The organism is Thalassospira profundimaris (assembly GCF_003326795.1).
Classification (GTDB): Bacteria; Pseudomonadota; Alphaproteobacteria; order Rhodospirillales; family Thalassospiraceae; genus Thalassospira; species Thalassospira profundimaris_C.
This window is the reverse complement of sequence record NZ_JPWI01000015.1, coordinates 77,526-92,425: the sequence shown is the minus strand read 5'-3', so window position 1 is coordinate 92,425 and position 14,900 is coordinate 77,526. Positions and strand designations below refer to the sequence as shown.

Annotated in this window: 18 protein-coding genes; 8 read left to right on the top strand and 10 right to left on the bottom strand. The window is 51.1% G+C overall.

Annotation, left to right across the window (positions count from 1 at the left end):
* The first annotated feature begins 281 nt into the window (after positions 1 to 281).
* From TH30_RS19120 to TH30_RS19105, 4 genes are read left to right on the top strand one after another with little or no spacing between them, the layout of a single operon-like run.
* The gene (locus TH30_RS19120; protein WP_114099705.1) at positions 282 to 1,016 is read left to right on the top strand and encodes a hypothetical protein; all 735 of its coding nucleotides are present in this window, start codon (positions 282 to 284) and stop codon (positions 1,014 to 1,016) included.
* A 3-nt stretch (positions 1,017 to 1,019) separates the two neighbouring features.
* A complete protein-coding gene (locus tag TH30_RS19115; RefSeq protein WP_114099704.1) occupies positions 1,020 to 1,301 on the top strand; it encodes a hypothetical protein in 282 nt (93 codons plus the stop codon).
* Positions 1,302 to 1,315: 14 nt separating this feature from the next.
* Positions 1,316 to 2,671, top strand: coding sequence for a hypothetical protein (locus tag TH30_RS19110; protein WP_114099703.1), 1,356 nt, complete (start codon positions 1,316 to 1,318; stop codon positions 2,669 to 2,671).
* 35 nt (positions 2,672 to 2,706) lie between these two features.
* Positions 2,707 to 3,762: a pentapeptide repeat-containing protein gene (locus tag TH30_RS19105; protein WP_147252074.1), complete on the top strand. Its 1,056-nt coding sequence runs from the start codon at positions 2,707 to 2,709 to the stop codon at positions 3,760 to 3,762.
* 127 nt (positions 3,763 to 3,889) lie between these two features.
* Here TH30_RS19105 and TH30_RS19100 read toward each other — a convergent pair whose 3' ends face one another.
* The 5 genes from TH30_RS19100 to TH30_RS19080 form a co-directional block, all read right to left on the bottom strand.
* Complete coding sequence (locus tag TH30_RS19100) at positions 3,890 to 4,636, bottom strand: hypothetical protein (RefSeq protein ID WP_114099701.1); 747 nt, start codon at positions 4,634 to 4,636, stop codon at positions 3,890 to 3,892.
* A gap of 18 nt (positions 4,637 to 4,654) precedes the next feature.
* The gene (locus TH30_RS19095; RefSeq protein WP_181850406.1) at positions 4,655 to 5,596 is read right to left on the bottom strand and encodes a helix-turn-helix domain-containing protein; all 942 of its coding nucleotides are present in this window, start codon (positions 5,594 to 5,596) and stop codon (positions 4,655 to 4,657) included.
* A gap of 353 nt (positions 5,597 to 5,949) precedes the next feature.
* The gene (locus TH30_RS19090) at positions 5,950 to 7,029 is read right to left on the bottom strand and encodes a hypothetical protein (protein ID WP_114099699.1); all 1,080 of its coding nucleotides are present in this window, start codon (positions 7,027 to 7,029) and stop codon (positions 5,950 to 5,952) included.
* Positions 7,026 to 7,526 (bottom strand): hypothetical protein, encoded by a 501-nt coding sequence (locus tag TH30_RS19085; RefSeq protein ID WP_114099698.1) that lies wholly within the window; start codon positions 7,524 to 7,526, stop codon positions 7,026 to 7,028. Before TH30_RS19085 ends, TH30_RS19090 begins: the two co-directional genes overlap by 4 nt.
* A gap of 160 nt (positions 7,527 to 7,686) precedes the next feature.
* Positions 7,687 to 8,052: a helix-turn-helix domain-containing protein gene (locus tag TH30_RS19080; RefSeq protein WP_114099697.1), complete on the bottom strand. Its 366-nt coding sequence runs from the start codon at positions 8,050 to 8,052 to the stop codon at positions 7,687 to 7,689.
* A 121-nt stretch (positions 8,053 to 8,173) separates the two neighbouring features.
* Here TH30_RS19080 and TH30_RS22025 point away from each other — a divergent pair, with 121 nt between their 5' ends.
* From TH30_RS22025 to TH30_RS19060, 4 genes are all read left to right on the top strand, one after another.
* Positions 8,174 to 8,998, top strand: a complete 825-nt coding sequence (locus TH30_RS22025; RefSeq protein WP_147252073.1) for a hypothetical protein — start codon at positions 8,174 to 8,176, stop codon at positions 8,996 to 8,998.
* 103 nt (positions 8,999 to 9,101) lie between these two features.
* Entirely contained in the window at positions 9,102 to 9,455 is a 354-nt protein-coding gene (locus tag TH30_RS19070; protein WP_114099695.1) for a type II toxin-antitoxin system RelE/ParE family toxin, read from the top strand.
* A 24-nt stretch (positions 9,456 to 9,479) separates the two neighbouring features.
* Entirely contained in the window at positions 9,480 to 9,782 is a 303-nt protein-coding gene (locus TH30_RS19065; RefSeq protein ID WP_114099694.1) for a helix-turn-helix domain-containing protein, read from the top strand.
* A gap of 42 nt (positions 9,783 to 9,824) precedes the next feature.
* Positions 9,825 to 10,148 (top strand): hypothetical protein, encoded by a 324-nt coding sequence (locus TH30_RS19060; protein WP_114099693.1) that lies wholly within the window; start codon positions 9,825 to 9,827, stop codon positions 10,146 to 10,148.
* A gap of 85 nt (positions 10,149 to 10,233) precedes the next feature.
* Here the strand turns inward: TH30_RS19060 and TH30_RS19055 are convergent, their stop codons facing one another.
* From TH30_RS19055 to TH30_RS19035, 5 genes are all read right to left on the bottom strand, one after another.
* Positions 10,234 to 11,175, bottom strand: a complete 942-nt coding sequence (locus tag TH30_RS19055; RefSeq protein ID WP_114099692.1) for an eCIS core domain-containing protein — start codon at positions 11,173 to 11,175, stop codon at positions 10,234 to 10,236.
* A 199-nt stretch (positions 11,176 to 11,374) separates the two neighbouring features.
* Entirely contained in the window at positions 11,375 to 12,262 is an 888-nt protein-coding gene (locus TH30_RS19050; protein ID WP_114099691.1) for a hypothetical protein, read from the bottom strand.
* A 14-nt stretch (positions 12,263 to 12,276) separates the two neighbouring features.
* Positions 12,277 to 12,909, bottom strand: coding sequence for a hypothetical protein (locus TH30_RS19045; protein WP_114099690.1), 633 nt, complete (start codon positions 12,907 to 12,909; stop codon positions 12,277 to 12,279).
* Positions 12,910 to 13,015: 106 nt separating this feature from the next.
* A complete protein-coding gene (locus TH30_RS19040) occupies positions 13,016 to 14,593 on the bottom strand; it encodes a type II toxin-antitoxin system HipA family toxin (protein ID WP_114099689.1) in 1,578 nt (525 codons plus the stop codon).
* Positions 14,574 to 14,828 (bottom strand): helix-turn-helix domain-containing protein, encoded by a 255-nt coding sequence (locus TH30_RS19035; protein ID WP_114099688.1) that lies wholly within the window; start codon positions 14,826 to 14,828, stop codon positions 14,574 to 14,576. Before TH30_RS19035 ends, TH30_RS19040 begins: the two co-directional genes overlap by 20 nt.
* Positions 14,829 to 14,900 lie beyond the last annotated feature (72 nt).

Below are 14,900 nucleotides of genomic sequence, written 5' to 3'. Positions count from 1 at the left end.
ACGTTTGACGCACGCAATCTGTGAACAAATTTGCATTCACAAAAATGTGCAATGAGGAAAGTTCATTTTTTGTTGATTCCGTACCAAGAAAATTTGTATAAGGTTTTTGTGAGTTGCGGGATCAGTTCCCTCACGTAAGTGAGAAAACCCTGCGGCAAAAGAATTAAGGCGGGTGGCTTCGGCTGCGCCGCCTTTCTTTTTGTTATTTACCGTTTGCACATTAGCTTGCAATGAACTTGCTCTTCTGCTGATCTATTTAAGATAGCAGAAAGGGTGGAGATATGAATTTTTCAAGGCAAGCGGGTCCTTACCTGTTGGACCGAAACGGGCAGAACTTCGCGTTCGCAAATGCTCAATCTTTGAAAGACCTTCTATCTCAACCAAGAATGGCTGTTTATGTCAGGGAAGCCAATGGAGACCTTGAGTTGGCATTCCGGTTGTACCGATGGAATATAGTTCTTAGTGAAAGCCTTCTAATGCCCTTTCACTTTCTTGAGGTGGCATTGCGCAATCGTCTGTCCGACCTTCTTTATGCCAGAACCAACACAGATTGGCCTATGAGAGCCTTGGGTGATCGGTCTTGGCAGGGGGGTGTCAATCCGATCCCCGGCTTACCTGCGACACCTCAGTGGGAAATTGAAAAGACAAGAAACAAGCTGAACAGCAATAGTCGTCGACATGTCACATCCGACTGTATCATTTCTCAAATGATGTTTGGTTTTTGGGTAAAGCTGTTCAACGCGGCCTATAATCAGTTTCTTTGGACTGGCGGCGTTCGGTCTCAGGTATTTCCTCACGCACCAGTGAACGTTGATAGGAACTATGCGAGGCGAAAGCTTGAAGATCTGCGCGTGATGCGTAATAGGATCGCCCATCATGAAATCATTTTTACCAAGCGCCCCGTGGCGACGAATGATCTCATTGAGGAAATTTGTGGCTGGCTTGATCCTGATCTTCACCATTTGGTTCGAACGACTTCTGACTTCAGAAAAGTCAATGGTGGGAGGCCGCAGTAGGGGATGGCAAGACCTGTTGGTAAAAGATATGACCATCCGTCTGGCGCGGATCATCCTCCGGTAACACCTTCGCGTATTCGACGCCTTGGCCGAGAAGCTCAGGTACAGCCCATCAAACTGAAGTCTGCTGGTATTCCGGCTGCCCAACCAAAGAAGCTTAAGGCTATCTTGGAATGCTTGGACTATCTACTTGACCAACGCGGCGCACCAGTGAATGTGACACAGAAGGTTGGGGCAGTCATCGTGAAATATAAAGAAATGCAGCCAATCGAAGCGGGCTACTAAAAGCGGGGTAGGGGATGGCAAGACCTCAAGGAAAGCGATATCCAAACCCAATTGGCTCTGGCGCCTACGTTACGCCGTCCCGTATTCGCAGGTTTAGCAAAGAGTTCCAAAAGCGATTGATCACCAATTGGTTTTTTGATCGTTTTGAGGTCCCGAGAGTTGGGGCATCTAACAATGGAAGTGAAGGGGGGTATCTGTATATCCACGGCGGCCCCTATGATGCCCGTGAAGCAATAGAAGCCGAGTTCAAAGCCGTTGTTGGCGTAGATGTCATTGATAAGGCCATCGACTTCGTGGAAAGCAACGGTACGCTGGAATGGGCCCTCAGCCCTAATCATCCTGACTACGTAGTCTACGATAGTGAACCTGTATCTTCACGAGATGAATCAAATTCTTTCTTCGATTTTAATGCCGGTTTTGATCGAAGCCCGGTTGGTTCTCGGGCCTTAGGGGAGGGTGGTTTTTACGCGGCACCCTGGGACAAGGATGCAAGAATATCTACTTCCGAAGTCCGCAGTCTTTCCCGACAAAGACAAGAGGAGCTGATTGAGCATTGGTTCTATCAGTTGTTTGAGGCTCTCGATGCCGATTTGCCGACCGGTACTGACCGGCAGGAATATCCATTTGATCAGCGACGGACATACAAAGCCGAAGACGCAATTTTTAACGAATTCGTCGAAATTGCAGATCCGGACGCCATTTCCGCCGTCATTTCTAAAGTGCAGACTTCAGGTGGTGCGAATTGGGGGCCGGGCCCTTATCATCAGGACCGGGCGGGGGTGGTGGCTGGCGATCGCCGGGCACTCGATCCCGCCGAGCTTGGGCTTCCCATCGGCGAGCCGGTAACAGATCCGTTTGGGGCGAGGGATCCTATAGCCGATCATGATCAGATCGATGCCAGGCTCGCACGCGGGGTTCGCACATCTTTCGGGACGACGTATGAACGGGCTGTTCGTCGAACGACACTGGCCCATGCTGCCGACCTGCAAGTCCTTCTTGCAAAACCCGGCTCGACCAAAGCAAAGCATGGTGGCATCGGTCACAATCAACCCCCTTCAGATATCGCGCTCGACGCAGAACACAGTGAGCAGCTTAAGGAAGCGGTTGAGACCATCAGCGAAGAGCTCGACGCCGAACGACGCAATCAGCAACCAGATGTCCGCAAAGTGTCACGCGCTGCGCGTGCCATCCAGTCGATCGGCAAATGGGCGGCCCAGAAGCTGGATATGACTCTGGACACGTTCATGAAAACATTGGCTGCCGGGTTGGCTGGCACGATGTTGCTTAAGTTGGACGCTATTTTTCAGAAGGTCATGGAGTTCTACCAATCTGTCATTGACTGGCTGAATGCTGTTGTTCTGCCTTTTTAAGGCACGATATTCATCATAAGTGGTGGAGGGATGGCGTGAATAATGTTGAGCAAATTTGTGATCAATGGCGAGCCCGATTATCCGGACGCCAAAAAACAGGTCGGGGCTTGACAAGGCTCGGTTGCAGACACCGTTTCGAGAAATCGGGAAAGCATTGGCATTTAATTCTTCTGGATGAAAAGGGTGTCGCTAAACGCGCAGTGATCCAGGCACCGAGAAATCGGTTCCAAAAATTAACGTCAAGGATGAAGACATGTCTGCAGTCATTTAAGGGCGCATTCAGGACAATCGAGTTTGTCGGTGTCTTGGCTGCGCTCTTTGCATTTTCCTGGGATTTCTATGTCGACAAACCTCAGGAAAGGGCGATCCTCAGGGCGTCATTTTTGGCTCAGATTGCCTCTATGACCGAAGATGTAAAGACATCACGGAATATAAACCAGACATCAGCGATGCAGGCAATTATTGAAATAATTGCAGCCTCTGGTCAGTCGATATCCGACCTTGACGTCTCTGGTCTTAAGTTAAAGAACATCCGTTTGCCAGACACCATTATTGAAGCAGGAAATTGGAACCAGGTGAGCTTTATCAAGGGCAGTCTGAGAAATTCCGTCATAAAGAAGGCAACCTTCCGTGGAAGTAAATTTAGCAGGACAGATCTCTCTGGCATCGAGATTAATGTTCGCCCCCTGATCAATTTTGATTTCCATATGAATATCACGTCTCCTCTTATGAGGAGACTTGTACACAGAATGGAACGAGTGGACTGGAGGGAAACAGATTTTTTTTCCGTTTCTCTGAAGCATGCAAAAATTGAATCAACGGATTTTAGAGGAGCTGTGTTTAGCGCAACCGATTTTGAAGGGGCGGAGATTGTAGGCTCCTGGATGAGGGATACCCGTTTCGTGTCATATCCAGATGAAGACGACACCGACAATCAGGGTTCGTTTGTGCAGGTAGATTTTACAGGGGCCGACTTCAGTGACTTATCGGTTGAGACGATGCAGAAAATGTCTTTCAGAGACTGTTTGTTCGAAAGGGCCATTTTTCCCGACGGATATGAATTGCCCGAAGGGTCCAGGGCAAAAATATAATCTGCATATTATCTTTGGAATAATGCCGTTGTTAACGAACTCAGATCAACCTTCAAGCATTAGTCCGAAAGCCCCGGAGATAAGCCGGGGGCTTTCGTTTTGCAAGGATTTGCACGTTTGATGGTCGTTATGCCGTCTGAGTTTCCAAGCGGCTTGCTGTTTGGATGACCGGCTTCGGGTGAATCTCGATATCTTTTGGATCGTAGCCTGAGACACCAGCCGCGGACATGATCATCCGTGTTCTTGGCAAATCGGCTCTGATTGCGGTTCGATAGAAGCCCAGCATCGAAGCCAATGCCCAGGCAGCAAGGGCGCAGGCAAAACTGACCTTAAGCAGTTCTATGACAGCCGATCGATCCGTCAGTGTTTCAAGAGGGACGTCAAAGAATAGAAAAAGAGCGAGCCCCAATATGAGGGAAGCCTTGATAACCAGTGTGGGCAATCTGCCGAAATAACCCCACAAGATGGACAATGAGAAAAGACATTCGCGAAGCCATTTTTGAGGCGACTTTATCAGTGCCAGGTCTATGCCAGCAATGTCGCGACAATCAATTTCACCCACGACCTTGCCGAAGTAAACAAGTTCGTAAGTGGTGTTGTCGCCGTTCAAGTGGATGTAGCGGGTCCGATAGATCGAGAAAGACCAGCCGATAGCAAAGCTGACCAGAAAGGCGAAAATACCAGCGATGAAGATCGCTGTGGAAGCCCCGAATGGGAATAGCGTGCGGATTGCAACGCAAACAATGCCGGTACAAAACATGACAAGGAACGTGGCAACCAGCCAGCCGGGGGTTCCAAGAAACAGATGATGTTTCTCGTCAAAATCCCGGAGCCGGGTACCGGCGGTTTGTATCCAGTGTGAGAGGGGGTTCATATCAATTTCCTTTCGGGTTTAAGCCAGAGACAGTTGATAGCCACGTTTCGAAACGATGGCCGACAGGATGTCGAAAAATTGATTGCGGATCTGATCACGCACACAGGGGGTGTCAGCTTTCAGTGTCAGGCAGTCGCCGTCAAAGGACGGGGTCAGGCGTTTCAGCCACATGAATGGCCGTGGGCAGTTGTGGTGGGGGTTATCGGCAAAGTCTCGGGCAATCGCTGCCCAGTCCTCTGGCACATTGCCAAGCCAATCTTGCGTTTCAGCAGGTTCGATCTCTTGTTCAATGCTCAATCCTTGTAGATGATCGAGGAGATCTGTGTGCTTCAGGCCGCGGCGTTTGATCAGTGCGTTCAGTCGATCAGTAACGAGATCTATGCCAACACGCTCGATTGCGAGCCCGACATGTTCCCTGGCGTTCTGCAATGTCCAGGGCGTGACAGACAACTGCTGCCATCGCCGCACCACGACTTCGATCAACTGGTTTTGATCAGAGGGCAGGGCGGGCAGGGATTGTTTCTGATCTTCGCGCTTGGCAGCACGCACCTTTGCGGCCCTTCTATCCGATTTCCTTAAATCCGTGTTCCTATTGGAAGCGGAATCTGGTGCCGGTGCAGAAGCGGCAGCTGGTGCCGGTACGTTTTTTCTTTTCGTGCGTGTTTGAGGCGCTTTGGTCTCGATCGAGATCCCGATCAACTGATAGGTGTTGCGGGTATTGAACCAGCCAGCCGCCCGACGGTGTTTGACGACAAGCTTGTGTTCAGCAAGTTCATTAAGGGCATTGCGCACTGTTCTCTCGCCCAGACCAGTGGATTTTGCGAGGGTCGCGAGTTTTGGAAAACATCCAAGTGTTTGGTCATTAACGAAGCTTACCAGAGCGCAGGCAACCAGACGGGCGGTTGAGGAAAGGTTCTCTGCCTGAAAGATCCGGTGTTGCAGCCAGGCAAAGCGGTTCACAGCAGAAGTGCTATGGGATGAAGATGTCGCGTCAGGCCGAAATCGGGTGGTCGATACGGTCACATTTTTCATTTTTAAGTGCCTCAGTCACATTTTGGGGGTTGTGCTCGACCGTTCACACCCTTATATTCAGGCATGTTGGGTCGCGACTTGCGCAAAGGGGAGCGGGCCAACACACGAGCAGGCTGTCTGGCTGAACCAAGGCGAGCTTCACTGTTCAGGCATCGAAAGATGGCTGTCGGAAAAGCAAAGACCCCTCATTCAGACCTTGTGCAGGCTGATCGTTACAGAGTTGGCAAGCTCTATTTGACTTTCAGAGGCCCCGTTTCGGCGGGGCCTTTGCTATTACGGGCTCATAGATAACGCTCCGCCATATCAAGAGTGTAGCTTATCCAGGCCAAAGTACCTGGTTCGGGTATCGGGTCTGCCAGATCCCAGCCTTTTGGAAGGGGCTCGGCACTGATTTCAGCCCAGTGCTTGAGAGGATTGGCAATTCTGAAAACAGGAGGTTCTGGCAGATCGGCCAGCTTGCGCGCGATACGTTCCATTGACAGTACACCTGGTCGATAGAGGCGCTTGTTGGGGAGATCGCCATCCGGCCAACTTGTGACGTCCTGATCGGGTTTGAATATGCCCCAGTCGACATAATCGATCCGGCCTGTTCCGCCATGCCATGTTGTCGCAATATCGAAATGGTCGGATAATGGATGTTCGGGGTTTTCGATCAGTCTGTTGGCCGCATCGCAGGTCTTTTCGCCCTCAACAAGAAGGATGCGCCTTTTACCTGCCATGATATGGGCGTGCATAACGGGCTGGGGTTGGGGCAGGGCGGCATTGTGCCAGCCGGACCATTCATCCCCGGTTTTTTTGTTCCTCAAATGACACCAGGTCAGGGGAAGCGGGATTTTTTTCCGTTGCCCGTCTATCTCGAATTCGATCCGGTAGCTATATCCCTGGAGTGTTCCGTCTATGGTGCGCCAAGGCCAGCAGCCAGCGAGAATACGTTGATGGGAAGCGGGAAGCACCGGAGGAGTTTCCGGGGCCGGCACAATGACTTCGAGAACTTCGATGTCATCATTCTTGCGCCGACCCCGGCTGCCGTGCTCATGTCCCTGACGCAGTTCCGGCCTGCGTTCTGGCGGCAGTTTAAGATAGTCTCTGGCCAGGGCGATGGCTTTGGTTTGATCGCCATGGCAATGGGCGACCATAACGTCATAGATGCCGTAATAACCCCGGTCACTATCGGCGAAGTCCTTGCCGATCATTTTTCTCAGATTGAAGCTAAACGAGCCATTGCTGCCTTTTGAGGGCGGGGTGCCAAAGACATCGCCACACCAGAAATGATGGCGGATAAAGCGACCTTCAGGCATCAACCATTGCAGGGCAGAGGCGGCGTCTGAATTCAGCCTGTCTTTGATTTCCCCGAGTGTCATCCGTGATGGCTCCTCGAAGGTGCTTCTACTGTTTGAAGGCCTCTGGCGATAATTTTTTCCATCAGATAGGCGGCTTCGATAACATCGGGCTGGCTGGCCAGTATTTCTTTTAGCCGCCGGGTGCATTCCGGACGCAAGAAGACAGGGGCCGGTTCGAAGCCATTGATTTTGAGGATCGTTTCTTCGTGGGAACGGGTAACGACACCGTCCGAGGTAAAGCGAACACCGGCATCGATATAGGTTTCGCGCAGATCATGAACGGTGCCAATCTGAACGGGAAGGCCCTTTTCAATCCGCAAAATGGTGCGGTAATCAATGCCAAGACTGCTCTCGCCTTGTCGCCCTTTTACCTTGAGAGCGTTTCTTTCCCGCCATTCCTTGCTGGCTTCCGTGGTGCGGGCATAGGTCCAGTTCAGGACGGCGCATCGCGCACCGTGGGCCATTTGCGGAGAAAGGATTTTAAGCTGTTCATCCATATTCTGGTCGAATGACGGCATATATCACCTGTAATCTTGCAACGTAATATGATTAAACGAAGTTGCATTTATGTTGCAAGATAAATGCCGGTAAACTGGATAATGGAAGGTTAACGGCAGCGCCGGAATCCCTGAAAACTGGGAATTCGTACCGTGTGTAAATTCTTGCAATAAACACATATCAATTCTCTTTCCCGCCAGGTTCTGCTGATTCTGGCGTTGTCGATGGTGCGGAATCGGTCGAATCCGGTATGGATTCTTCCGGGGTCGCTTGCAGAGAATCCAGCAATCCGGTTTCGGATTGAAACAGAACCAGTCCAAGGGCGCGCGACATCGTCATGCTCAGGCCCGCACCGGTCTTGCCGGGGCCCTGTTCGTATTTGTGGATAACGGAGCGTGTGATCCGGATTCCAAAAGGGTCAAGCGCCCGGGCCAGTTGCTCTTGTGACATTTCCAGAGCGATACGCCGGCGCCGGATCTGGTCGGCAACAAGCTGTTCAATCCTGGTGATCGAGAGCCCGCGCAGTGCGCGCTGTCGTGTCTGCATCCCCGGAACTCCTTTCGCGACAGAATCAACCAATATGCTCGCATGATTAAGTGAAAAAATCGTAATTACAACCAAAAAACACGAAATAGTTTTTAGGTCGAGAAGAGATTATCCTCGGAGCATGTCGGGGAACATTTCCATTGAAGAGCTTCAAAGGCTTGTAAAACAAGGGCTTGAGCGGACCCATTTGTCTGCTATGAAAGCCTCTTTACAAGCTACTGGAAGTCGTGATGCCGTTAGTGGTGTTCTGCGCGGAAATATGCCATCTGTAGAAAAATGGGCGGCCTTATCCAAAGTTTTGCAGTTTCGATTCACCACTGGGTTCCAAGCGATCGAAAATGGCACTTTTTCTTCAGAGCACTGCTCTATCGAAGTTTTGCAACGCATAATCGAGATCGGCTTGGGTAATACTGGTCTCTCAGCTAGGAGAGCTTCAAAACTCGCTACTGGATCTTACGAGGCTATCCGTTCAATTCGTGATGGCTCGTTTCCGAGGCTGGATCGCTGGCAGTCAATCTGCCGGGTTCTTGATATTCCGTTCCATACCGGGCTTACTGATCCTGATCAGCCGCTTTCAGTTGAGGCCGTGCTGGCGGATGGCCAAATTATTGAGCGCGCCCCCTGCCTGGAAACCGACTGGCCGGTCCGCCCGCGGGGGGATCTGTTTTGCATTGAGGTTGGTGTGAGCGGTCATGGGGTCTGGCAACAGGGTGATCTGTTGTTTTTTGATCGGGCAGATCCGCTGGCCGACCAGCCCGGTCAGCTGATCGGGAAAATTTGTCTGGTCGAGAGTGACACTGGCGAAAAAAGGATCGGACGATGCCGCCTGCCCGCCAAAAGGCAGGGCGGAACCATCGATCTGGAAGAGCTTGCGGATGGCCATATTCAATCCAGCCTCAAGCCTTTGAAAATACTCCCTTTGCGCCTTGTCTTGCCGCTTGTGTAAGCCTGAAACAATGAGAAAAGCTCATTCTTTTTTATTGACGGCTCTGTCAATAATATAGCATAAACGCTATATAGCGTATTCGCTATGTTGCTTTGAGGGCTGCATGTGGGAAGTCTTGACGACAGATATCTTCGACGACTGGTATGACAGTCTCGATGAGACCAATAGAGCCCGAATGATGGCTTTACTTCTGGTTCTGGCAGAGAAGGGGCCTGCATTGGCAAGGCCATATGCCGATACCCTTGAAGGTTCTGCCTATAGCAACATGAAGGAATTGCGCATTCAGAGTAAAGGTGATCCGCTCAGGGCATTCTTTGCTTTCGATCCCAAGCGTCAGGCTATTGTGTTATGTGCCGGGAATAAAGCCGGTGATGAGAAGCGGTTTTACAAGAAAATGATTCCGATTGCTGATCGGGAATTCACGGCACATCTCAGCAAGATTAAAGAGCAAGATTAAAACGACAGAAATGGAGTAGGCAAGATGGCAAGATCGCTTAATGAAATGTTGGCGCGTGAAAAGCCGGAAGTTGTCGCCCGCGCGAAAGAGGAAGCTGCCGAAATTCTGATGGAACTGAATTTGGCAGAGTTACGAGCCATCCTGGACAAAACTCAGGGTGAAATTGCGTTGGCCCTCGGTGTTGCACAACCGACCATTGCGCGCATGGAAAAGCCAGATAACGACTTACGGGTTTCTTCATTGAAACGCTATATTGAGGCCGCTGGTGGTAAATTGCGACTGGATGTAGAGCTGCCGGATGGAAAACATTATGGATTTTCCATTTGAGTAGTAAGTCGACCTTTCCGGCCGAGATTAAAAGAGGAATCGATGTCTCTGGGAAAATTTAAATCAATGCTCTTCAAGATGGACGGGATTAACAACAATAATCCCATGTTCAATTGCATTGTTACATATACGTCAAAGCACGGTACGGTGAGCGATAATACGTCTGCGCGAATGGAAGTGGACACAATGGGTCATGGAAAGATCCATTTGTATGAAACAGATAAATTGACCAGTGACGATTATCATCTGGATTTTTCAGAAGACTACCAGACGTACGCGTCAACTGCTGATGGACTCAAAATCACCGGCAAGTCACCCAAGATGGGCGCTTACTCCGTTCTCATTGTACCAACATCTGCAAAGTGAAAGTTCAGGACAACAGCACAAAGTGACTTTTAGAAAACTCAGTTCCTTGAGATCTGCAATCCTGTTGACCCTTACCCAATGTTGATTAGCGTTGATAAGGGTCAAATGCGGCAGTTACACCGGTGATTCTCCATCCAGGCGGAGATAGCAAAGGCCCACTCCAGTTCGGCCTGAACACGCAAGTCGGCTGATTGCACGCCATTGTCTGGCTCTGGCCATATGCGTTGACCATGACAACGCCCGTGACCACAACATATGTCGGGCAGGCGTTTCCTGTCATCCCGCCATTGATCCAGATGCAGGATATTGGATTGATATATTGGCGACCCGCATTGTTCATCTCTCCCCAAGGTATTTGACTAGCAAAAGCGCCGCTTTGCACTTGCAGATTATAAGGTGAATTTTGGCGGATGGACCGCATAATTACAGATGCATTGTCCTTTGCCTGGGCTTCGATACCGTTCCAATTGACAGTATAGTTGAACGCAAATGTTTCGACGCCCATGTTTTGATATTGGATGACGTGCGTTAGTTCGTGCGCCCAGAGTTCCACGTTAGCTAACGATGTCCCTGTTGCCAGTCCCGAACTGCTGAAGACAACAACGTCATCAAGGGTAACGGCTCCCGACTGGTTAAATACCTGAGCCAGTAATGTATCGATTGAAATGCGACCATTCGCAGTTGTCCACCTGACTTTGTCGAGGATGTTGGCTGGCATGTATGGCGCAAGCTGTGCGCGAATGTGTGGCGGTATCGGTTGTACTCCACCATTCAATGCTTGCCCCCTCGAAAAACGGATCGATGTTGCGAGTGCCGGTGCGGCCGGATTAAGCAGGGCCTGGCCGACGTCTTTAGGTAAATTCTGGATCGCTTCCGGGATTGCGCCAATATTTGGCGGCTTCAGGATCACCGTGCCTCTGTTGAGATCGATCTCAACGCCTGTAATCTCGCTAAGCCAACTGGCCTGAGCGGGGGCGATTGAGAATAGCGTCAATGTAAAAAGAAGTGTCCAATTTGCCCGGGACATTTGTCCAATCCCCCAACTCTTGATCTAAATTTTACATTATAAGTAGTGCATTTAACCTGTAGTTGCATAAAAATGGATATTTATCAATTAAGGAAAGGGCAATGTTCGGGTGTCGGCAAAGTGAGCGTTTCAAGATATCTGCAGACAGTAACTTCCAGATAACCGTTATCGGTTAACCAGAGATGTCTCTGTTTGTCATTCAAGTGCCGGCTAACATCAAGAGCCCGAAGAAAACACCTGCAATCAGACAGAACAGCCCCATCAATCTTGCAATATCCATGAACTCCTTATGGGTTTCCAGAAGATGGCCAAAGGGGGCAGCTTCGATGCGGCTTAGTTTTCTTTGATGCCAGTGAATATCACACTCTACCTCTTGAATGCCTTTGAAAACATCCTTGGGGGCACTGTCTCTTATGGCTGGTTCGGGGGGGATGTCAGCCTCGCCGGGCGGGCAGCAAAATGTAAAAAGTGATCGTCCCAGCCCATAAAGGACCGGATGACGTTTCAACCAGTCATGTTGCTGTGAAAGAACAGCAAGTTCTCTTTTTCGACGATTGAAATGGCTCTGAAACGCGTCTGTAGTCATGACGGTGATATTTTCCTGCCACTTCATCGGAGCGGTCATGTCGCGAACCTGGCAGGGTAGGGAATATCCATGCACAATATTCTCGGCTTCGAACCGGTAACCGCAAGCGGTCCAGAAACGGTACCGTCTTTCGCGATTGACCCCTTCTGCATTGGCTGGTCCCAGCCAGATCGGGACAACATCCGTATCGGGCCACTGAAACGCCCAGTCAATGATACGTGACATGATCCAGCAGCCAATTCTCAGGCTCTGGAATTCGTCAGGGATCTCGAAAAAACCTGTATCGCATTTCCCTGCCAGGCGGAGACCGCGGTTTGTTCTGTCTGCGCCATAGGTTACATCGGCACTGCCATACTGATCAAAGATCAGGCAATGCTGAAATGTACAATGGATGTCAATCTCGTCGTCTTTTGCCTCTATGCGTACAGCCACCCAGGCCTGAACCGGCCCTTCAGGGTCGCGCGGATTGCACACCTGAAGGATCAGTTCTTCTGATGACATGTGTGACATGCAGGTCAGGTAGCGTTCGGATAAAGATCGTCGAAGATCTCTGTAAAGCTTTTGCCATAACAGGCATTGGATGACCAAAAGCTGGTGTCATCGAGAACGGACAAAAGCTCACTTTTGGTAACGGTTTCAGTGGCTGGTTTGGGGAAGATTGCGGATGCCTTTACTAGCACAAGAGATTGATTGCCACGATCCTCGACGGTGTTCGGATAGGTAAAAGCATTAATGCCTTCGGCCGCAAAATCTTCTTCGAGCAAATCCAGACGGCCATAGAGCGATTCATCGGCGTCATCTCCCAGATGTCCGCCATCCCTGAGATCCCGATATTTCTGCCAGTATTGTTCATTTGCTGTTTTGCAGGCGAGCTCGTCAAGGGCCCGGGCCATGCCAAGAATGCCCGGGCTGCCCGGATCTTGTTTGGTCGATGGAACGGCTGACGGGTCAAAATCAATCTGGAACAGGGTCGGGGCGATAACAGGGAAAACGTTATATGGGAGTTTCCGGTCACGGTTTGCACTGTTGTCGACAATTTGCCGGATGATTGCCATCAAGGCTGCCTTGCGGGTTCCGAAATGGGCCAAGGGCGCGAATTCGGTAAATCCGAAAATGGTGCCGTGGTACCAGACATCCTTCTCACTCATATCAGCATTCTCTCTATCCATTGTGATTTCTTGAGACTTTAGGGAACCTGAAGACGTGATGACACAAGAAAGTTGGTAAATAGTGCCTGTGCGCAACTGTCCTGTATTATCGGCGCCGTCCCCTTCCGCGGGTGCGCGAGGGGGAATTTTCCCTTTGTTCCTTCTTTCGGCCAGTCTCGATCCCGCGCGCGCCGAGGGTCTGGCGCAAAAGCGACAGACCTGCCTCGAGTTCGCGGCGCTCGATGCGGGTCGAGGAAGTAATGCCTTCTCCCTGATCCTTGATTGAAGAGATGCGCTGGCGGTTGTTCTCGACAATCGACAGGAGGTCGTCACTATCGCGCCTTGCCATTTTCACCTTCAAGTCCTTCAACTGTGCCTGATCGCCTGTCTCAGGCAGTCTGAAGGTCTCGGATTTGCTTTGATCAGGAGCGGATAGGGAGGTTTGAGGTGGTCCCGGATCGATAAGGGTTGGCACGTGGCCGGCACTGTGCTGAAGGCCCTCTTCCCATGCCGAGAGCATACGGTCACCGATTTCCTGGAATGAGGGTCTGTCTTTCATGTAGCTGCGAACCTCGGATCGGGTCCGGTCAACCGCCTCGGCCACCTGGTCAATCATCTCACCGGCAGCGGCAGGTGAAAGGCCGAGCCGTCGCCCCAGGGTGATGAGCTTCTCCCGGTCGGGCCATTTGGTGCTGCCATCGATGGTAAGGGCCATCTGGTCTCTGGGGAGGTAGGCCGAGGTTGTTACCACGTCATAGACCGGTGCCAGAGACGGGGTCGCCTCGACCGAGGGATATGTCAGGGCGAAGTTCTTCAGATGTGCATCTCCGTTCCGCAAAATGGCGTTCAGCGCCAGCAGTTTGAAGAGCGCGGGTCCCTGACTGCGAAACTGCGTTTCCCCCAGATAGTCCTTTGCCCGACTGATAATGGCGGTTTCATAGCTGCCCCGGTATTTGTCTGCGGTACCGCGCCCATTGAGCACAGCAAAATCTTCCATGCCGAGATAACTGCCATCGGGTTGAAGATCGAAGCGATCAAGCACCAATGCTTCGCCACCTTCGGATAGCTGAAATTTCGGTACGGAGAGCCCGGCATTTTCGGCCGCGCGCAGGCAGAAATATTCATTTGCCGCCAGCTCGGGATATTCTCTTGGGTCCCAGAGCTTAACAATATGGGTTGCCCCCCGGAAGCTCTGGGAGAGGCGGGCGCCTGTTTCGCTCATATTGTCGCGGACCAGAACTTTCGGCTGAACCCCGCTGATCCCGGAATAGAGTGTGAATTTCTCAAGAAGGTCGTCAAACAACGTGCCATCGCGCCGGCTTTTAAGAATTTCATCGACGGACTGGAACGGCACATCTTCCGTCAGGCTTTCGTCTGCCCCTGTATAGCGCAAACGTCCCATCTGGGTGCGTCCGGAAACGCCGAGAAGGTCGAAATCGTCGAAATGTCCCAGTGCCTTGGCAAATTGCTGGCGCAAGCGCTCCCTGAGATAGCCTTCAGGCAGATTCATCTCGAAAACGGGCAGCAAGTGATGATCATCATTCCAGGACTCAAGCCTGACAGGCATCGTCATTGAGACTGCACGTTCCGGTTCGGCAGCATGATCATAGGCAAATGTGCTGCCGCGAAGATTGCGGCGCTCCAGGAGGCCTGCTTTTTTGTCGTCACTCCATATCCGGATCATTTCTCAAATCTTCCAGTGTCGGCCGTCTGGCTCTGGCCGGAGCAATCGTGATATCCAGCTCCAATACTGCGAGCAGGGAACATATTTTGCCAAATCCAAGCTCCGGCAGGCTTCCGTTTTCCAGCGCAACCAGGGTTGAACGGGCAATGCCGGCTTTGCTGGCAAGGGCTGCCTGTCGCATGCCGCGGGATTTTCTGTGCTGTCGGATGAGTTCACCGATATCGAAGATATCCATTTCCTGTGCCTTTGTCCAATATACAGGACATATTGGATCAATTCTCTTAAAATGTCCAGTATATCAGACTTA